The 19,923-nt window shown below is 41.8% G+C and carries 17 protein-coding genes; 3 read left to right on the top strand and 14 right to left on the bottom strand.

Features of this window, described 5'->3' with window-relative positions:
• Window positions 1-11 precede the first annotated feature (11 nt).
• Window positions 12-944, bottom strand: coding sequence for an LCP family glycopolymer transferase (locus IGI77_RS06285; protein WP_142964377.1), 933 nt, complete (start codon window positions 942-944; stop codon window positions 12-14).
• A gap of 49 nt (window positions 945-993) precedes the next feature.
• Window positions 994-1,863 carry a hypothetical protein gene (locus tag IGI77_RS06280; protein WP_231473391.1) on the bottom strand — a complete coding sequence of 290 codons (870 nt, stop codon included), beginning with the start codon at window positions 1,861-1,863 and terminating at the stop codon, window positions 994-996.
• An 855-nt stretch (window positions 1,864-2,718) separates the two neighbouring features.
• Between IGI77_RS06280 and IGI77_RS06275 the strand changes: the two genes are divergently transcribed.
• Entirely contained in the window at window positions 2,719-4,188 is a 1,470-nt protein-coding gene (locus IGI77_RS06275) for a helix-turn-helix domain-containing protein (RefSeq protein ID WP_438769710.1), read from the top strand.
• A gap of 229 nt (window positions 4,189-4,417) precedes the next feature.
• Here IGI77_RS06275 and IGI77_RS06270 read toward each other — a convergent pair whose 3' ends face one another.
• The 3 genes from IGI77_RS06270 to IGI77_RS06260 form a co-directional block, all read right to left on the bottom strand.
• Entirely contained in the window at window positions 4,418-5,617 is a 1,200-nt protein-coding gene (locus tag IGI77_RS06270) for a 3D domain-containing protein (RefSeq protein ID WP_438769709.1), read from the bottom strand.
• A gap of 205 nt (window positions 5,618-5,822) precedes the next feature.
• Entirely contained in the window at window positions 5,823-6,590 is a 768-nt protein-coding gene (locus IGI77_RS06265) for a putative ABC transporter permease (protein WP_016608128.1), read from the bottom strand.
• 137 nt (window positions 6,591-6,727) lie between these two features.
• Window positions 6,728-7,105 (bottom strand): DUF7006 family protein, encoded by a 378-nt coding sequence (locus IGI77_RS06260; RefSeq protein WP_005234961.1) that lies wholly within the window; start codon window positions 7,103-7,105, stop codon window positions 6,728-6,730.
• 488 nt (window positions 7,106-7,593) lie between these two features.
• On the opposite strand from IGI77_RS06260, the gene IGI77_RS06255 reads away from it, so the two are divergent.
• Window positions 7,594-8,217 carry a hypothetical protein gene (locus tag IGI77_RS06255; protein WP_128431873.1) on the top strand — a complete coding sequence of 208 codons (624 nt, stop codon included), beginning with the start codon at window positions 7,594-7,596 and terminating at the stop codon, window positions 8,215-8,217.
• A 62-nt stretch (window positions 8,218-8,279) separates the two neighbouring features.
• Here the strand turns inward: IGI77_RS06255 and IGI77_RS06250 are convergent, their stop codons facing one another.
• The 3 genes from IGI77_RS06250 to IGI77_RS06240 form a co-directional block, all read right to left on the bottom strand.
• Entirely contained in the window at window positions 8,280-10,166 is a 1,887-nt protein-coding gene (locus IGI77_RS06250; protein WP_438769708.1) for a glucosaminidase domain-containing protein, read from the bottom strand.
• A gap of 33 nt (window positions 10,167-10,199) precedes the next feature.
• Entirely contained in the window at window positions 10,200-11,690 is a 1,491-nt protein-coding gene (locus tag IGI77_RS06245; protein ID WP_438769707.1) for a PcsB-like coiled-coil domain-containing protein, read from the bottom strand.
• Between the two features lie 368 nt (window positions 11,691-12,058).
• On the bottom strand, window positions 12,059-12,679 hold the full coding sequence (locus IGI77_RS06240) for a TetR/AcrR family transcriptional regulator (protein WP_015509375.1): 621 nt from the start codon (window positions 12,677-12,679) through the stop codon (window positions 12,059-12,061).
• Window positions 12,680-12,789: 110 nt separating this feature from the next.
• Here IGI77_RS06240 and IGI77_RS06235 point away from each other — a divergent pair, with 110 nt between their 5' ends.
• Window positions 12,790-13,392, top strand: a complete 603-nt coding sequence (locus IGI77_RS06235) for an ECF transporter S component (RefSeq protein ID WP_438769706.1) — start codon at window positions 12,790-12,792, stop codon at window positions 13,390-13,392.
• Between the two features lie 132 nt (window positions 13,393-13,524).
• Here the strand turns inward: IGI77_RS06235 and IGI77_RS06230 are convergent, their stop codons facing one another.
• The 6 genes from IGI77_RS06230 to IGI77_RS06205 form a co-directional block, all read right to left on the bottom strand.
• Window positions 13,525-13,884: a DUF1304 domain-containing protein gene (locus tag IGI77_RS06230; RefSeq protein ID WP_015509373.1), complete on the bottom strand. Its 360-nt coding sequence runs from the start codon at window positions 13,882-13,884 to the stop codon at window positions 13,525-13,527.
• Window positions 13,885-13,886: 2 nt separating this feature from the next.
• Window positions 13,887-14,174 (bottom strand): putative quinol monooxygenase, encoded by a 288-nt coding sequence (locus IGI77_RS06225; protein WP_128431865.1) that lies wholly within the window; start codon window positions 14,172-14,174, stop codon window positions 13,887-13,889.
• A 14-nt stretch (window positions 14,175-14,188) separates the two neighbouring features.
• Window positions 14,189-14,824: a nitroreductase family protein gene (locus tag IGI77_RS06220; RefSeq protein WP_128431863.1), complete on the bottom strand. Its 636-nt coding sequence runs from the start codon at window positions 14,822-14,824 to the stop codon at window positions 14,189-14,191.
• A 14-nt stretch (window positions 14,825-14,838) separates the two neighbouring features.
• Window positions 14,839-15,246: a MarR family winged helix-turn-helix transcriptional regulator gene (locus IGI77_RS06215; protein WP_008378808.1), complete on the bottom strand. Its 408-nt coding sequence runs from the start codon at window positions 15,244-15,246 to the stop codon at window positions 14,839-14,841.
• Window positions 15,247-15,455: 209 nt separating this feature from the next.
• Entirely contained in the window at window positions 15,456-18,122 is a 2,667-nt protein-coding gene (locus IGI77_RS06210) for a cation-translocating P-type ATPase (protein WP_142424290.1), read from the bottom strand.
• A gap of 766 nt (window positions 18,123-18,888) precedes the next feature.
• Entirely contained in the window at window positions 18,889-19,800 is a 912-nt protein-coding gene (locus IGI77_RS06205) for a cation diffusion facilitator family transporter (RefSeq protein ID WP_438769705.1), read from the bottom strand.
• Window positions 19,801-19,923 lie beyond the last annotated feature (123 nt).

The following is a 19,923-nucleotide window of genomic DNA, read 5'->3' as shown; positions in this document are numbered from 1 at the left end:
TCTCCACTTTCCTATTCATTCTCTAGATTTAGTTGAGCTTTCAACTCTTTTTGAACTCTTGCTAGTTCTTCGTCACTCACACGCTGATATGAGATGCCGTCTTGCATGAATCCTTCCCCTTGCAACTGATCTTGTTTGATCGTTTGAAAGGCACTGCGATAGTTAAAGGCTAAGGTTCGCATGTCATCGAAACTCATATCTGTTTTCATGTTTTGCTCAACAGCATTTAAGATCGTTTGATATTGGGTGATTCCATCAAGACTCAAGACTTTCTTAACGATCCCTTCAACGATTTTACGTTGGCGTTCTTGACGACCATAATCGCCGTTTGGATCTTCATAACGCATTCTTGAATAGGCAAGGGCTTGTTCGCCATTTAATGACGTACGTCCGATGGCAAAATCAAAGCCATCTTGCGAAAAGGTGATCTCATTGTCAACTTCAATACCGCCGACTGCATCGACTAATTCTTTCAAGCCAGCCATATTGATTGATACATAATGATCGATCGGAATATCCAAGAATTTTTCTACGGTATTCATTGCCATCGCTGGTCCACCAAAAGCATAGGCATGGTTAATTTTATCTGTCGTCCCATGTCCAACGATATCGACATAGGAATCTCGTCCAATACTCACCACCGTCGTCTGATTGTCCTGTGGGCTGATGGTCGCAACCATCATGGTATCAGAACGGCCTTGTTCGACTCTGCCTAAATCACCGGTATCGATCCCCATCAGTAAAACCGAGAAGGACTCTTGTTGGGATAGATCGACATCATTTTCACGTAGGCGATCTTCTCGATCACGCTCAACTGATTGATAGGTTTCGTTAATTGAGTTTGACACATCAAAATATAGTTTAGCAGCAACACCGATCAATCCGATGACTAACACTGCAACGATTGTAAAGATAATTAAAAAGATTTTTTTTCCTTTTGACATTTTCTTTCCTCCAGTTATCTAAAATTTCCTTCAGCACGATTCAACTTATTTAATAGTAAGACGCTGAACTCATGTCTGTTCCAGTACCATCTCCAGTTGATGTATCGTCAGAATAACTTTCAGTTGAAGCTGAGGGAATATAACTGGTATAGCCTGTATACCCCATTTGTGCCGCAATTGAATTAGCGGACTCTGTAAAAGAATCTTTAAGTACTTGATTTCGCACTTGATTGATACTGTCAATCAGAGCTAAATAGCCATCCAAAGTCACTTCGCTAGTTACAACATTTTCTTGCAGCATAGCATTCAAGCTGGCTTGAATTTGTGTAATGCGATCCAATTGAGCGGTCGCAAACTCTAAATAAGCAGAAACAAGGTCTTTCCATGGACCATCTTCAAGAAAATTTAAATCCTCACGGACATTCCCTAAGTCCGTTTCTTTTAGATCCTCTTTAATAGTGACATTGTTCTCAGCAGCTTGCCAATTCGAAACACCTTCAGTAAACAACGCTGCTGTCTTAGCTTGTACTTTCACTTTTGCCTCGATCTCTTTTAGTTGATCATCCAGCGCTTGTTTCTTTTCTTGAATCTCAACAGATTCGCTCGGCAATGCGCTCTCTTCGATTCCGTAATCATCTGCAGATACTTTTACTGCTGATAGTTTCGCGACAGTTTTCAAAACCTCTTCTTCGCTAAGATCACTTCGTAAAAACGTTTGCTCTTCGTTGCTGTACATACCAGCAATTTCTCCGGACAGTTCATTTAAGCGCTCTCGCTCGCTTGCAATCGCTGTCTGTGCGTATTCGACTCGTTGCTGATATTGTCTTTGGTTATTTTGTCGGTAACCTATCAAACATATTAAGATGGCTCCGATTCCCACAGCTAAAACAGTCAAAGTCTTAATTAACGGCTTTCCCATGAACACACTCCCTACTTCAATTGTGCTTGTTTAAGCATTCTGCCTTCGTCTCACATAATAAAGGCAATTCTAGTTTATTATAAGAGAAATGTATCATTAAATAAAGGAAATTCCTGTTTTTTCTTTTTAAAGGTATATTTTTCATCAACAAAAGACTTATATAATGGCAAACATCAGTTATTTTAAATATACATAAATAACGTGTAGCATACTTGACAGTTTTTTTAAACCCTCATTTTAAATAATAAATAATTCAGTGATAATCGTTGTTCTCATCGTCTTTGAGAGTTGTCACATCATAGAAAAATAACCTCGAATGATTATATTCATTCATTTTCTCAACATCTTTTCATTATAAATAGAAAACATAAGAATTTCAGAAAGAAAAGTTAAATGCTTTTGTTGTTATTATAAATCAGTTGAATAAAACTGAATATTTTTCTTGGGGCACTTAGGGTTTCCTTCGCGGTTACTATTTAATTACACCAATCGTTCCTGTTAAAATTATAAGTTATCTTCCCCAAACTGACTTTCCCCCTCAATTCCGCCCTTTCATCTTCTATCGGTTTATTTTAAATATAGTTAATCAGTCAATTTTTATTTTATCGTAATAAAATTATCCCCCCCTCTCTTACTATTCAATGCCAATCAATTTCCTTCTTTACACTGAAAAAACGTGTTTCTACCTATATATATGCCGATCATCAGTTGATTTATAGAAAATGCAAAAAATCTGGCACAGGCTCAGGTATAGATTTCACCAACCGATGAAATACGTGATTTGTTTTTTCTTCCCTATCTTCTTTAAGATGAATAAGTAAGATTTGCGATTTTATTCATGAAAGGAGCCACGTCTTGAGAAATTTTCAAATTAATTTTATTACCAACACAGCAACGATTCGATGGCTGAAAATTTTGATGGCATTCGAGAAAAATTATCAATGTTCGACTCAAGGTTTGGCAAAGATTTCAGGAAGTACCACGCGAACGATCGTAACGGACGTGACGGATCTAAAAGAGTATTTTGGCGACTGTTTATCGATCGATTCTTCTCACAAGGGGTATATTTTTTCAATCAAACAGTCCGCTGTGTATTTAACGAAAAAACGTGCGCTGATTGCCGATGAGATTTTGTTCCATATCATCGAAAGTATTTTCCACAATGATCTTTATAGCTCATCGGAATGGGCAGAGAAATACCATATATCAGAAAGCACCGTTCTTCGCTATTTGCGGAAGGTGCAACCTATTTTTTCTTTCTATCGTTTGGAGATCCAAACAAATCCCATTTGCTTTATTGGTGAAGAGATCAATATTCGCAAATTTTTCCATGATTTCTATTATGAATCGGAAATTACTGCCCATACGATCTTTCCACCCATCGCCATCCAAAATATCACGGCTAGTGCTTTTTCAAGATGTTATCAACTCGACCAACATGCTTGTTCATTTGGTGAATTCAATTATTACTTGTATATCACCTTTGAGCGCCATTTTGCAGGTCAACGTATCGAGTTGCCTAAGCAAATAAAAAAACTATTTGAACAGTATAATGATTTTCGGCTATTTTCTGAAATCAATGAGGCTGTAAGTGAGCAATATCAAAAAGAACTTCCCCACGAGGAAGTCCTTTATTTGTTCTTATTAGTGAAAACCCGTCGCTCGATCAGTAACTTAGCAATCGAACAAACCTTTTGTAGAGAGTATAATCATTGGCCTGAAATCAAGCAGCTTGCGGCAGCCTTTGTCAAGGATTGCTTGCCAGATACACAAGATAGCGCTCGCGATCGACTTTTAGTGGAGTCCTTTTTTACGGTAGCAAAAATCAAGCAATTATTAACCCCCTTATTAAATCATATGATTTCTGATACCGTTCAATTTGTCGAAGAGGCGTATACGGACGATTACCATCTATTTAAAAACTATCTGTTGACGCAACCATTAGCTAGAGAAATTTGGGACAGTAACACACTGGAGCACTTAGGAACGAGTCTTACGATGTACGTTACTTCTATTAAATCGTTGTACTGGCAAGCCAAGAAGAATATCGCTTTTTTGTTCGAAGGCCCCTTTTATTTATGCCAATTATTAAAATGCAAATCTGTTCGTTATTTGCGCAGTTCTCGGACCTTTTATTTTCCGGACTCCAATGAATTGTCGGCAGGCTATTTGGAAAAAAATCAGATTGATTTGATCGTTACCAACTATACGGAATACATTACCGAATATGCCCAAGATATTGATTATTTGCTATTCAAAACCTTCCCTGATGAGCACGACTGGGAAGCTTTAGAGGAAACGCTAAATGCTAATTTCAATCCTTGATCAACGAACACCCGCCGTTTCCCGTTTCCCTCGATCTGACCAAGCTATTCAAAAAATGCTCCTGAGAATGAGTGTAAGAGCTTGTGAGCAGTTTAACAATAAATCCAGAGTCTATCGCTTATGTCGTCACTGATGCAGCGATAGGCTCTCTTCTTATGCCTTCCTACATTAAAAGTAAAAAAAGAAGCAGCCACTTCATTCAGTGAGCTGCTTCTTGCTAGTTGATTGATTAATCAAGGATCGTTACTTTTACTTGACGACGGCCCCATTGGATACATTGTGCGACATTATCAAAGTGAACATCAATGATGTTTCCTTTGATCGCGCCACCAGTATCAAGCGCTAATGCTACGCCATAGCCTTCAACATTGACTAAGGTGCCTAAGGGAATCACGCTTGGATCAACGGCAACTGCCATTGGATTTTTACGTAAGTCTGTCCCACTTGCTGTAAAGAAACTAGAGCCAGCTTCTTTATACGAGTAAGCAGTTGATTCCATCATCAATGTTCGACCACTACTAGTATTGCTGTTGTTGCTATTGTTATTACTGTTGTTAGTTGTATTGCTTGAGCTGCTGTTCGAGCTATTGTTGTTGCTTGAAGAGCTGCTCGATGATGAGCTGCTGCTTTCAGTCGTATTGCTGTTCGATGAAGCAGACGCTTGGGATTCAGAAGCGCTTGAACGTTCCGCAGCTTGGGCTGCTTCTTTTTCAGCTTTTTCTTTCGCTGCTTGTTCCGCCGCTTCTTTAGCTGCCCGTTCTTCTGCTGCTTTTTCAGCAGCTAAGCGAGCTGTTTCAGCTTCTTTGCTGGAAGCGATTTGTGCCAAGGTTGCTTCGTTTTCTTTCAATTGGGCTTGTAGATTCGCAATTTTTGAATCCAATGTTTTGGCTTCTGATTCTAATGCGGTTTGATTTTCTTTCAATGATTGCTGTGTTGACTGTGCTTTTTCTTCTAAAGCTTCCAGCTTTTCTTTTTCTGCTGTCAATGAATCAATCTTTTCTTTTTCCAAGTTTTGTAACATCGTCATCGCATAGGCACGATTGATAAAATCTTGGATATTGGATGATTCCAACAGTACCGTCCAGTCTCTGGTAGCCCCGCCATTGACTTGGATTTCTTTCATACGTTCCGCAACGACAGCTTCACGCTTTTCAATTGTTTCTTGTGCAGTTTTGATTTCTGCTTTGGTTGTTGCTAATGATTCTTCATTTTCAGCGATTTGAGCTTTTAGCTCTTCTACCTCGCTGTATTTCGCATTCACATCAGTCAATGCAATCTGTACTTCCGTACTGATTTCCTGACTTTGCTGCATGACGGCACTTTCTTGCTCTTGCAATGATTCAAGTGACTCAGCCTGCGCAAAGATTGGAGAAACGATTCCTGCCGCAAAGACAGCGACAACGATTGTTCGTAGTTTCTTTGCCTTCAAAAAATTCCCTCACTTCTCACTATGGTTTCCAACATATCCTATTATACAAATCCTTAAGAAGAATTTTATTGCAGGACCTTTACAATTTGTTACAAATTATCGTAAAAGTGGGTGTTTTCATCGTCTTTTCCGACTGAAATTAGTCAGAAGTGGGAAGAATCAGCATTGATAAGGGTTTATTTTTTGTAATCTAACCGTAACAAACCTATTTTTTCTTACGAATGGCTTCAATAAATCGAGACAATTCCTGGCTGCTTTTTATCTGATTGATTTCTAACTTTTGAAAGTTTTTTAAGAGTCTTCTTTGATGGAAATTCAATCTCGGTAGATTTTGTTTTAAAACGCGCCATTCTTCTGGAAACGCTGCGAAGCGCCCTTGCCAATCGTTTTTATATTGCTCAATATTTTCAGCCAATTCTTTTTTGTGCTGTTCAAAGGCTTGATTGACCTGTTGCACCGCTTTCTGAAAGGCAACCAAGTTAGCAAGGGTATAGCCCATATCAAAAGAAAGAACCATTAATAAGAAAACGGGCAATAAGAATCCGACCCGAGCACTCAATGTTTGCACGATCTCCAGCATTTGCGGATGAACAAATCGAACAATCAGCACACAACACACGCCCCAAAAAAGAGAAATCGGCAATGCCACCCGTCCATTGATATTCAGTGGTACTTCTTTGTAATCCCACCATGAGGCATGAAAAAACCGCTCAAGTAAATAGCTTGTCACATATTCAAGCACGGTGACCAATAACGCTGCCGCAAAGAACAGTGGAATCACTTGCTCATGCAATGGCCGTAACAAATAGACAACGCCAAGAATTCCAAAGCCGTAGATGGGTGTGATTGGACCAATAAGGAACCCCCGATACACAAAGTGCTTGGCTTTTAGTGAGCAATAAATGGTTTCCCAAAGCCATCCGATAAATGAGTACAAGAAAAACAATAAAATGATCCGTTCAAATTGAACCATACCTCTCCGCTCCTTTTCAAACTGTTGCAATGATCTGTGCAATCGTACTTGTCATCACAATCATACCACAAATCAATCGGTCTTATTTTGAATCAGTGCAGTAGCTTATTCCTCGTTTGAACGGTCTTTTTTGTTGCTTATTGATCACCAAAAATAATTGATGGGTGCACTTGTTCTTTCAAACTATAGCCACACAGTTCTTTGTTAAAGGTAAAATGATCTTGTTCCACATTGGCAATGATCTCATCTTCGGAAAATCCGTGAAAATCGTAGTCATTGATGTAACTGCGAAGTAATACTAATTTTGCATCGATCAAGAGAACTCGTTGGATGTCCATCCAAAAAGCCATGTCTTTGTTTTTCAATATTTTTTTCAATTCTGCTTCCTGTGCTAACCAGTACGCATAGACTGATGGCATTTCACCTTTAATGGTTTCAGCAGATAATCCTTCTCTCATTTTTACTAGATACTCATTCACTGATTGATAAAACAATTTCCTTCCCCCTAGTTCCATTATTTTTAAACGTAGATCCTATGTTCCTTCTATTTCCTCGCCGCTTTGAGCTATCTTTCTCTATCCGACTGTCGCTGATGTCGCCTACTTTTTGTATCGAAAGAAGCCATAGTATTTCGCAACAAAATTCTGACAATTATTCAAAACAAATAGATAAATAAAAAGCACACTATTATTTTATAGATATAACCGACACAATTTTTAACTTCACTATTCTTTTAATGCTTCCTTTCTTTTCTAAAGCATAGCAAAAGTCGCCCCGTATTTATAATCAACTTTTGCATCAATCTAAGAAAAAAGTGAAAATAAGCGGTAACAGTCAGTTATTTCCGCTTCATTTTTTAAATTTACTATTTAACAATCCTTTATTTTTTTCGATTCATGCAATAACTGAGAATATTTTATTGCGTTATTTCCTTTCCTATTATACGATTAACTAAATAATGTTGGTTATTTGAAAATAAAAAACAAAGGGGAACGTGAGAATAATGAGAAAAAGTGTTGTTTTTAGTTTATTGGGGTTCACACTTCTTTTTGCTGGCTGCACGCCAAAAGAGGAGAAACCAGCTTCAGAAAGTACGGAAAATGCAAGCGCTACAAGCTTATCTATGACATCATCATCCGAAGTCGCCCAAGAATCGACGGTCTCTTCCAGTGAAGCGGCTTTACCTAGTTCAGAACAAACCATCACAGGCGTTAGCGGAACAAACTATACCATCGATTTACCTAGCAATTGGCAAGAGGTACCTGATTTCACTTCATTGAATCCTGACAATGATTTCATGTTGTCCGATGCGTTAGAAACGAAATATTTAGCTGCAGTCGTTGAATCGAAACAGGATTTTGCCGATTTAGAAACTTATCTCGGATTGGTTCAAGAAAATTTGGCAACAAGCTTCGATACGACTGCCACTTTTTTACCAATTCCTGACACAAAGGCCTATTTCGTTGATTTTCCTGCGACAGTTGAAGGGCTAAATATCCACTATATTTATTATGTACTTGAAACCGAAAATAATTACGTTCAGTTGTATGGCTGGACGTTAGAAAGCTTATACGACTCTTCAAAAGAGGAATTAACAGCGATCATGAACAGCTTTAAAGAAGAATAAACAAAATATCTGTACCCATTTTGGCAAATCGCCACAAGCATGGGTACAGATATTTTTTCTTTTTATCTACGGACTACGAGACGTTGCCCTACCAGAATCAATGAGCCAGAAAGGTTATTCCATTGCATCAACTGATTCACAGTCACACCGTTGCGTCGCGAAATCCCCCATAGAGTGTCTCCCGAACGTACAGTATAGGTGGTGCTGTTTGATGAGGAAGCGTTCGTTTCTTGAACGTACGCTGCACTTACCCAGCCACGCCCTTCAATTCGATACCAGACATTGTTGCCATTGACACTGGTTCCGGTCTTTTGCGCAACTGCACGAAAAGAGGAGTTGTTTAACAAAGATCCAACAATTCTGGCACTGGTAGACGCATCAGAGCGAATATTCAATGTTGCGGTAGTGCGAAACTCTTTGTTGATGCTTTGTTCAGAGCTATTACTTCCAGCGGTCACTTCTGTCACGTACGCAGCGCTCACCCAGCCGCGTCCTTGGATTCGATACCACACATTGTTGCCGTTGACACTCGTTCCCGTCTTTTGAGCGACTGCTCGAAATGTTGCATTGCTTGCCAAGGAGCCGACAACAGAAGCGCTAGTCGATGCGTCGGAACGGATATTCAAGGCAGCGGTGGTGCGAAACTCTTTGTTGATGCTTTGTTCGGCATTGTTGTTGCCGTTGCTGTTATCATTGTTATTATCGTTGTTATCATTATTATTGTTGTTATCATTCCCACCCGTATTCGATGAGATCTCCGTCACATGAGCGGCACTTACCCAGCCACGTCCTTGAATTCGGTACCACGTCGTATTGCCGTTCACACTGGTGCCGCTTTTTTGCGCTACTGCTTCAAATGTTGCATTGGCAGCCAATGAACCCACGATCGAGGCGCTGGTGGAAGCATCCGAACGGATATTGAGTGCTGCATTTGTTCTGAATTGCTTATTGATCGCCTGTTCAGAATTGTTATTGTTGTTATTGTTGTTATCGTTTGAACCGCCACCACTTGATGTATCGTACTGGGTCAAATTGTACGTTTCAATCAAGTTGTTTAGCTTACTTGCATAAGCCGTGTCGGTGGCATAGCGTCCTTGCAGCCATTGTGTCGCGTCACGATAAGAATTCGTATTAGACTTCCATGCCCCATGGTAGAAGAAAACACCCGGCGAAAATGAGGTGGTTCTCAAAACGTGCGCATTGTCTTGAAAAGATTCTTTTAATGAAGGGTATTTACGAAACTTCGCAATAATCGGATAGAGATTGCCATTCCCGTCATCTTCCAAGGTTTGCATCTCTACAAATTGTCCATTGTAAGATCCCTTGATACCAAACATATTATTGGCAAGAGTAGTCAGCGTGGATTGCCCCCAACCTGATTCTAAGATCGCTTGTGCAATCATGACTGAAGCGTAGAGGTCATTTGCCCCCGCCACTTCTTGTGCCATTGGTCCTACTTGCTGAATAAATGCTTGCTGATTATTAGAACGTGCCATTGGATTGTTGTAGTTGGGCATGACCTTCGTTTCAATGGCGATCCGCTCTTCTTCTGACAGAACAGGAATGTCACGATCGATTTCTGCTTCATTCTGTTCAGAAGCATCATCTGCTGGTTCATTTTCGGGTACGTCTTGAATTTCTACTACATCCGAACTTTCAGCTTCTGATGGTTCGGTACTATCTTGCGTTGCTGGTGATCCCTCGTTCACTTCTTGATCTTCTACAATGCTCACAGAATCTTGCGTCGATGTGTCTTGGGTTGACTCTGCTGTTTCAACTACTTGAACACCATTTTGGGTTTCTGCTGACTCAAGTGTATCTGCTAAGACATTCATCGGCAAAATATTCACCGTACTAACAAGTGCAGCGGTTGCCGCCGCACTTTTACGGTAAAGAAGTCCTCTTTTTTGTTTCTTCGCACGATAACGAAGCTGTTTTCTTTCTTCCATTTGTCTCTCCTTAAAACTACAGCTAGCTACTTCTTACATTCTTACTGCAAAGCTAGGTGTAAAATGAGCGGTACTGCCAACAGAAACATTTTGTCCTGGGCGTGGTGCATGAATGTATTGTCCGCCACCTAAAGCAATGGCTACATGATAGGTGCTGCCTGATGAACCCCAGAATAATAGATCTCCTGGTTGTGCTTGGCTAACGGAAATCACTGTACCTGCTGTTTCTTGTGGTACCGTCCATCCACCTATATCTCTCCCTGTTACTTGTAAAAAGACATAGCGAGTAAACCCAGAACAGTCAAAGCTGTCCGGTCCTTTGGCACCCCAAACATAGGGTTTTCCGATATGCTTATACGCTTCTGCCACGATTGCAGCCCCATTTGTTGATGCTGGTGCAGAAGGTGCTGGCGGCGTCACGATCGGTGCTGGTGACGGAGCAGGCGTTGGCGCTGGTGTTGGTGTAACGGGCGTCGGTGCTGGCGTTGGTGCAGGAACCGCAGGTGCACTGTCCGCTGGCGTCTCTGGTGCTGCAGGTGTCACTGGTGTTTCTGGCTCTTGAATTTCTGGTGTATCTACTGGTGCTTCTTCTGGAGCCTCTGGTGTTTCAACTGGTTCAGATTCTTGCGTTTCCTCTGGCTGCGTTTCTGCTGGCGCTGCTGGCTCTTCCACTGGCGCTTGGCTCTCTGTTTCTGCGTCAGATTCGGTGCCCTCTGCTTGAACAGCCGCTTCATTCAAGGCTGCTGCTTCTGCTGCAGCTTGCTCTGCCTGCTGTTGCGCCGCTTGTTCTGCTTGGGCTTGTAAAGCAGCAACGCGGGCAGCTTCTTCACGAATTCTTGCTTGCTCCGCTTCATAGGCTTCTTTTTCCGCACGCAGCTGTTCTTTTTCTTCTTCTTTCGTTGCTTCTTCGTAGGCTAACTGACTAACCAAGACGTTTAATTCTGCTTGGCTTGCTTCCAAGACACCTTTTTGTGCTTCCAGATGGCTCTGTGCTGCTTGCAATTCTGCCACTTTTTCTTGTGATTCCGCACGCTTTTGTTCAACTGCTTGTTGGTCGGCTTTTTGCTGTTCGATTACTTCATTATTCGCTCGAATGATCGTCGTCATGGCATGGACCCGACCCACTAGATCACTGACAGAATCAGCTTCTAGTACGGCTGTTAGAAAATTGTCGCCTTTTCCATTGACTTGTGTTTCTCTGGCTTGCTTTTCGATGTTTTCTGAGCGTTTGGCAATCCGCTCTTCTAACTGACTGATTTCCTGATCCAATCCTTCGATCGCTTGCAACAAATCACTTTGCTGCGCTAAAATGATTGCTGCTTCTTGATTTAATGAATCAATTTCTGCAGACAATCCATCAATTTCCCCTTGTACGCTTTGACGTTGCTGTCTCAACTGATCAATCTCGTTATTTTTTTGTTCGATCAATTGATCGTGATTCGTAGCAAAAACGGTCACAGGTCCGCCGAATGATGACAATACAATGCCACACACACACACTGTTGCAAAGATTTTCTTCTTCATCTGATCCTCCAAATTAAATTTTAAAACTTTTTTTTCATTTATTTGACCATTTTCATTTTACCATAGTTCAGCAACAAACCCAATCCGTAAGCGATTTACATTTTAGTTACACAAATAAACTCTGTTTTTTTATTGCATGTTCCCCACTCCTCTGCGATCGACACGCCACGTGAATGCCTATATATCACCTATTCAAGAAAACTTCATAGAAAAAGTCCTTTTTCTTAAGAAAAAATAAATAATGTTGTAGATTTCACTTTGATTACATTAATTTTCTGCAAAATATGCTTGATTCATAAAATATTTACAGACGAAAAAAAAGCTCCTTCCTAGTGTTTTCTAGAAAAGAGCGAGTTTTTTTGTCTTAGTTATTCGCGATAAGGGAGTAGTTGTCTCATTACAGCAATTTGATCATCAATGGTCTGTTCTGTGATGTGACCGGTCAGAGCCAAAATCCCCAATCCTTCAATCACGAACATATAGTTTTCTGCAATCACTGCCAAGTTTTCATCTTTTAACACACCTTGCTGAACGCCGACTTGAAAGATCTCATGGATCGTCCGTTTCGTCTCAGAAAGTTGTGCTTGCTGCAGGGAACTGGAGGCTTCGGTTTTATGCGTATAGTAATACTCGTAGACGGCTCGCAGCATACCGTCAGAAATGCTGTGGAGTAGACGCTTGCGATGGTCGGAAAAATATTTGTTTAAAATCGTTTCAAAGGGCACTTGCTCCATGATCATCTCTCGTACATCATCAAATTTTCGTTTGGAGCGCTGCTCTAACACTGCCAAAAAAATCTCATCCACCGAACGAAAGTATAAATAAATGCCGCCACGACTAATGCCGCACTCTTCGATAATGTCCTTCATTGTCGCATCGATCAAGCCTTTCTTACTAAAGACGACTTTGGCACTTTCAAGAATCAAATCACGCTTTTGTTGTTTTTTCTTTTCCGCTGTAGTCAATTCGCTCTGTTGCTTCTTTGCCATTTTTTTGGCTCCTTTCATCACATTATTAATGACACTCGTGTCATTTTGTTGTATAATCAACCTAACTTAAAAATGACACGAGTGTCATTATAAAAAAAGGAGTTTTTACAATGAATACAAAAAGCAAAACCTATCGCCTTGTCATTCGTGCCATTTTGACTGCTATTATTATTTTACAGACGATGGTGCCTTTCCTTGGATTTATTCCGATCGGTATCACTAGTTTAACGATCATCCATATCACGGTGATCGTCGCTGCCATCGTTTTAGGGACAAAAGACGGGATGTTCATCGGCTTAGTCTGGGGTATTTTTACCATGATTCGTGCGTTTACCTCTCCGACAACGCCCTTAGACATTGCTGTTTTCACCAACCCAATCATCTCGGTGGTTCCCCGTGTGTTGGTTGGCTTAGTGGCTGGTCTCTTGTTTACGATCATTTACAAAAAGACCAAAAAAGTCGTCGCTGCTTCGATTGTCGCAGCAATCTTTGGGACCATCACCAATACAATTTTGGTCTTAACGTTAATGGGAACCTTATATACTGGCTTAGTTGCCACTACCTATGGTGTCGATGCTTCAGCTTTATTCGTGACCCTCGGTGGAATTGCTGTAACGAATGGAATTTCTGAGGTGATCACAGCTGCGATCTTAACACCCATTCTAGTAAAAGCCTTATTTGCAGCAACCAGCTTACGTCCCGAAAATCGTTAATCCCTTCTCTTATCCTATCATTTTTTTCACGTTCTGAGTACTCTTTGCCCAAACATTAAAAGCCCCCGAGCGAAGAAAGCTTCTATTGTATAGAAAAGCTTTCTTCGCTCGGGGGACTTCTTCTTTTATTGGTTAAAAAAAGGTGGATAGCAAGGCAAGGATCGCTAGACCGCCTTGGGTCAAAATAATTTTCTTGTCGCTAGTCACACTGCCATATGCAGCCACTAAGATAATGTAGATCAACAGCAAGCGACTGATTTCCAATGGTGCTGAAGCAAAGGTAATACTGTAAAGTAACCCCAAACCAATCAGCCCATTGTAAACTCCTTGGTTTTTGAACAAGGTCACAACGATCGGTCGTTCAAGCTCTGTTTTCGTCACGTTGAAGACCCGCGCCGTTGCTTTGGACGTAGTGGCAAATGTTTCTAAATAGAGAATATAGAAAAACTCTAAGGCAACCAGTACAATCAAAATCGTCGATAAAATCGTCATCTTTATTCTCCTTGCTGAGCGACAACGATCTCGCTCGGTTTGGCTGCAAATTCAGGCATTTGTTGAAATAATTGTTGCAGCAGCGGGTTTTGATTGTGGGCGGTGATCGCTTCTTGATTCGCCCATTTTTCGACCATGACAAACCGATTGTTCTCTTCCAATGATTCATAGAGATGATAGCCGTGGCAGCCTTCCTCAGCTCTCGCCGATGCTAATAATGGCGTAACAGCTGCTAAAAAATCTGCCCGCTTTTCTTCTTTGATGTAAAACGTTGCATTAATGATTTCCATCGTTTTCCCTCCTCTTATAGAAATGTCGTAATTTGTTTTGCGTCTAACCGAACGGATTCATAGCCTAATTCTTTGGCTTTTCCGACTGAAAGGATCATGACAGGAACATAACGTTCTTTGTCTAAGCCAAAAGCTTCGGCTAATTGATCTGCTTCAAAGCCGCCGATTGGGTTGGTTTCATAGCCATGCGCCCGCGCAACTAACATAAATTGCATCGCTGCTAAACTAGCGTCGATCTTCACTACATCATTCATTTGTTCTTTTGTAAGATTTTCGTAATGCGGAATGATCGCTGCTAATTGTTGGTCACGTACTTCCGCTGGCATTTTGCCTTCTGCTACTGCTTTGTTATAGATTTCTTCTCCTAGTTCATGACAAAGCATATCACCAAAAATCAAGACCATTGCAGAAGAGGTATCATTTTGACGGACGTTGAAACGAATCAACGGTTTCAATTTTGCTTTTTGCTCATCGCTTTCCACAACGACAAAGCGCCAAGGCTGCATATTGACTGAGGAAGGTGCTGTCGTTGACTCTTGGATCATGGTCAACATTTCTTCATGGGGGATTTTGTAGGTTTCATCATAGACACGAACCGATTTTCGGCCAAAGGTGATCTCTGAAAAATTGTTATTGCTGTATTCTGTCATGGGTTTGCCTTCTTTCATGGAACTAATTTCATAAGTAATGTTAGAAGCTGTGCTTCTTCTTCTTCGGTCAAATTGATGCCTAACGACTCCTCAGAGCTGGCATGCTTTGAAGCACAACTAGCCAAATCGGCTTGTGCTTTGGGTGTCAAAGAAACAAAAATCTCGCGGTTATTGTCTTTGTTTCGTTCCCGTGTCACAAATTGTTTTTCTTCGAGAATCTTCAAATGCCGAGTGACCGCTGCACTATCGATCTTCAATTCATTCTGTACTTGATTTTGGGTACAGCGTCCTTGCTCATTCAAAAACTGCAGCAACTGATAACGGGTCAGACTAAAGCCAGTCTCTTTTTCAAAGATCGCCGTTAATTCTTGATTCACGATTTTCATCCGATACAGCAATCCGCTAAGCTCACGTAAATTCATTGCATAAACCGCTCCTTTCATCGTTGACTTGTCAACTGTTGACTAGTCAAGTATAAACCATTTTCTTTTGCTTGTAAAGAGTAAGCAAAAAAGACCCGCAGCTAGGGGAACCTCATCAAGAATCGAATCAGAAATTCTTTGATAAAGGTACACCATCAGGCTGCGGGTCTTCGTGACTCCAGTTTTGAGAAAATACGGTAGAATATATTTTATTTTAATTGGAAGAGTTTCTTCAAGCCCATCACGATCAGTGTAGAGATCGCTGCAGCAGCGAAGATAATGCCCCACGTGCCAGCTTGAATCGGCATCGTATCCAATAGCTCATTCATAAACGGTACATAGACCGCTGAAAGCTGTAAGCCGACGGAAAGGAGCAATGCCCCCATCAATGGTTTGTTTTTCAAGAGGGTTTTGTCTAAACCAAAGCCGCTGCTCTTACGAACGTTGAAAATATGCATCAATTGCGCCACTGCCATAAAGGTAAAGGTTGCTGTTTGTGCATAAAGCAACTCGTGATCCGTCAGCATCAGGAAGTTGAAGAAGCCAAACGCCACCAAACCAATCACAACCCCACTTAAAATGATGCGTCCTAAGAAACGCTTGTTAACGAGGCCATCCGCTTTTGTGCGGGGCTGGCGCTTCATAATGTCGTCTTCAGCTGGTTCAAAGGCTAATGCCATGGCTGGAGCAATATCGATGACTAGATTCAAGAAAAGGATATGCAGCGGTTGGATCGGCATGGGCATCAAGAAAATGACACTTAGAAAGATCGTCACGATCTCAACCATATTACAAGAGAACAGGAAGGAAACATATTTTTTGATGTTGTCAAAAATGATGCGTCCTTCTTTGATAGCATCGACGATCGTTCCAAAACGGTCATCCGTCAAAATCATATCGGAAGATTCTTTGGCTACTTCTGTCCCACGAATCCCCATGGCGATCCCGATATCGGCGCCGTTGAGTGCTGGCGCATCGTTGACCCCATCGCCAGTCATTGAAACGATATCGCCTTCTTCACGCAACGCTTCCACAAGCTGTAATTTATTTTTTGGTGAAACTCGAGCAAAGACAGCGACTTCTTCGATTTTTTCGTTAAAGCCTTCTTGCCCTGCCAATTCATCGATCTCACGACCCGTCATGGTTTTTTCATGGTCTTTTAAGCCAATTTCTTTGGCGATCATGGACGCCGTCTTCGGATGGTCCCCCGTGATCATTTTCACTCGGATCCCCGCTTCTTGTGCGACCTTCACTGCTTCTTTGACATCTGTTCGCGGCGGGTCGACGATGCCCGCAAAGCCTTGGATCTTGATTTCCTGCAGTGCTGCTTTCAGCTCTGCTTCGTCCGTTCCACCTTGATAATCCTTGATGCAACCGACAGCGATCACCCGCTGCCCATGACTGGCTAACGTGTCATTGTATTCATGAAGCTGTTCTTTTTCTTTGGCATCAGCATCGGCTAAATCAATCAAGACATCTGGTGCCCCTTTGATGATCAATGTCCGTTGCTTTCCTTCATACACGGTCACCATGTATTTGTTGTCGGAATCAAAGGGCATTTCTGCGATTTTCTTCAGCCCGCTGTCCTGCTCTTTTTGGCGATCGATGCCGATTTTTTGACCTAAAACGACGAACGCCCCATCTGTTGGATCACCGAGGATCTCGTATTGCCCTTCGTTTTCACGTAAAGTGGCGGTGGTACATAAAGCACCATTTTCGATCATCCCTTGCAGCGCATCATGATTGGCTGCATCGATCTCGGTTTCATCCTCCGAGTCTGCCTTGTAAAACTTCCCGTTGGGTTCATACCCATTTCCTGTTACTTTGAACATTTCTCCTGAACCTAAAATGATCTCAGCAACCGTCATTTGGTTTTCTGTCAGCGTCCCCGTTTTGTCACTGGCAATGATACTGGTGGCGCCCAAGGTCTCAACAGCTGATAACGATTTGACCAGTGCTTTGTGCTCGGCCATCGTCCGCATGCCTCGGGACAATGTGATCGTCGAAACGGCTGGCATTGCCTCAGGTATCGCTGCGACCGCCAAAATAATCGAGATATGGATCATTTCGACAAATGGTTGATTCGTCAAGACCCCAGCGATCAAAACTGCCACCGCAGCAAAAAGCGCGGCAATAATGATTGCTTTTCCTAGCTTGTCCAATTCGATATCTAACGGCGTTTGACGCTTTTTGTCACCCGTCAGCATGTCACTGATTTTTCCGACCTCAGTCTTCATACCGGTTTCTGTCACTACAGCATAGGCATTTCCCCGAGTTGCCGCAGTTCCTGCAAAAACGACATTGCGGCGATCGCCTAGTGGAACATCTTCTTCATAGGTTTCTCGTGCATCTTTTTCAACAGCTTCTGACTCACCGGTCAGCGCTGATTCGATGCAGGCAAAGTTGCTCGTTTCAAGTAAGCGGGCATCTGCCGCAATGGCATCCCCTTCTTCCAGAACGAGAATATCGCCTGGAACGATTTTTGCCGACTCGATCTCCATTACTTCTCCATCACGAATCACTTTTGCGGTAGTGTAAATCATGCTTTGAAGAGAATCAATTGATTTTTGTGCTCGTAACTCTGTGATAAAACCTGTCATTACAGCAATCACCACGGCAATCAATACTGCAATTCCTTCAATCGTTTCCCCCATCGCAAAAGAGAGTAACGCAGCTGCTAGCAATAAATAAACAATCAAGTTGTTCAAGTTATGCCACAGCAATTCCCATACAGAAAGGGATTCTTGTTGCTGGATCGTGTTTTCTCCGTATTTTTCTAAGCGTTTGTCGGCTTCTTTCCCGCTTAGGCCTTGCTTGCGGTCACTTTCAAAATGTTTCAAGGTCTCTTCAGTCTTTTGCTGGTAAAATTTTTCCATCAAATTCCTCCTTTAAATTATAAACTTCTTGCCGAGGGTTTCCACGTTTCTGAAGGGATAAATCGGTACAGATACCTTGCACAGTCATTTTTTGATTTGAATCGGTTCAGGCAATTGCTGAGTGAAGGGAATATAACCAATAAGAAAAGCAAGCGCAGGTTGACTGGCTGAGGGAAAAGGTATGTGTGTTGGGCATCGATCATTTTGCGAGCAATGAAGTCGCTTCTTTTAATCGTCGCAAGTGATCTTTCTATGTACGTACTTTGTGAAAAAACCATCCGGCCTACTTCTAACCTATCATGGATGAAGATGTTCGCAAAGGATTTTGCTTCACAAGTGGTGTAAAAAAACAGTCGTAACAAAATTAGCACCACCGCTTTTGGTGAAGATTGGGCAGCATGTCAGTAATGCCAAACAGTTACTCGTTTCGGTGTTTTCTTAATAAACTAAGCTTTTGCTATGTTGTGATTTACAATGTTACAACTCTAGCAAAAAAATAACTTTAAAAAGAGAACGCTTGCTGTCCTTACTTTATTTTAACAAAAAACAACAAACTTTTGAACAAAAAAATTGTTTATTGCTGAAAAAACAATTGAATTGCGACCTCTCGCTGACATTCTCCTTGCTGATCGTCTGAAAAGGTTGAATCAAAACTAGTCATGATCCATTGTGTTCATATAAAACAAGCACGCCAATACCCCAAAAAAGCATTCCTCGTTTGAATGATAAATCACCAACCGAGGAATACTTCGTATCTAATTCTAATTTAAAAGGGAACTTCCTCACTCTCGATGTAGCAATAGACTCGCAGATCAGGCAAAGCCTGTTTGATCCGCTGTTCGATGGTATCGATAAATACGCTTGGTTCTTCGGGTCCAAGCTTCAAGGTAAGGTCGGCGACGATCAAAAGTTCTTCTGGGCTTAGATGGAGGGTTCGCAAATCTTTGATTTGGATGATGGCAGGGTCGGCTAAAATTCGTTTGATCGCCATTAAATCAGAAGCAGAAGCGCCTTCTCCAATCAAGAGGCTATAAAATTCTTTGGCTAAAAAGACAGCAGCAATCAGCAACAATCCACCCAAAATGCCGCCGAGGGAATCAAATATCGGATTATCCGTCAATGCGGTCAATAAGATTCCTGCGATGGCGATCGTCACACTACCTAAGGCAAACAAATTTTCCGTGAAGCCTAAAAGCAGATCGGAATCGCGGCTTTCTTTTAAGAAACGGATGAGGGGCTGGTTTTGCTTGTTTTGTTCTTTGACTTCTTGCCACCCCTCTTGAACAGCTGTCACTTCAATGAACAAACTGACAAATAAGATCGCTGCCACCAGCTGGAGCTGTTCCACTTCGTGGGTGGGGTCTAGCAGATCACGGCTGGCTTCAACAACCGCTAAAATTCCACCACCTAAAAAAACTGTCATGGCAACTACAGTACTAAAAAAATAGGTCGCTCGTCCTTCACCAAACTGATGCAGTTCGCTGCGTCCTCGCTGTGCTCGGTTTTCACCGATGGCTAGAAGTCCTTGATTGATGCAATCGATCAGACTATGGATACTTTCATTCATCAAGACTGCACTGCCGCTAAAGAAGTAGCCGATGGCTTTCATGATCAACCCTAAGACATGGGTCAGCAAAACGATTCTACGGGCTTTTTGCTCTTGCTGTTTTTCCATCATACTTCCTCCTTCGGTGTCGGACTCGCTGTAACAAGCTGTCTCTTTTCTTAAGCATAGCACTGCACTTCCTAGATGAAAACGAAAGTGGCTTGCGACAAAGATTTACCATTTGCTCCCCTCTTG

The organism is Enterococcus sp. DIV0213h, from assembly GCF_051711285.1.
Taxonomy (GTDB): Bacteria; Bacillota; Bacilli; order Lactobacillales; family Enterococcaceae; genus Enterococcus_D; species Enterococcus_D casseliflavus.
The sequence above is the reverse complement of the archived record's forward strand: the minus strand, read 5'-3'. Positions and strand labels throughout refer to the sequence as shown.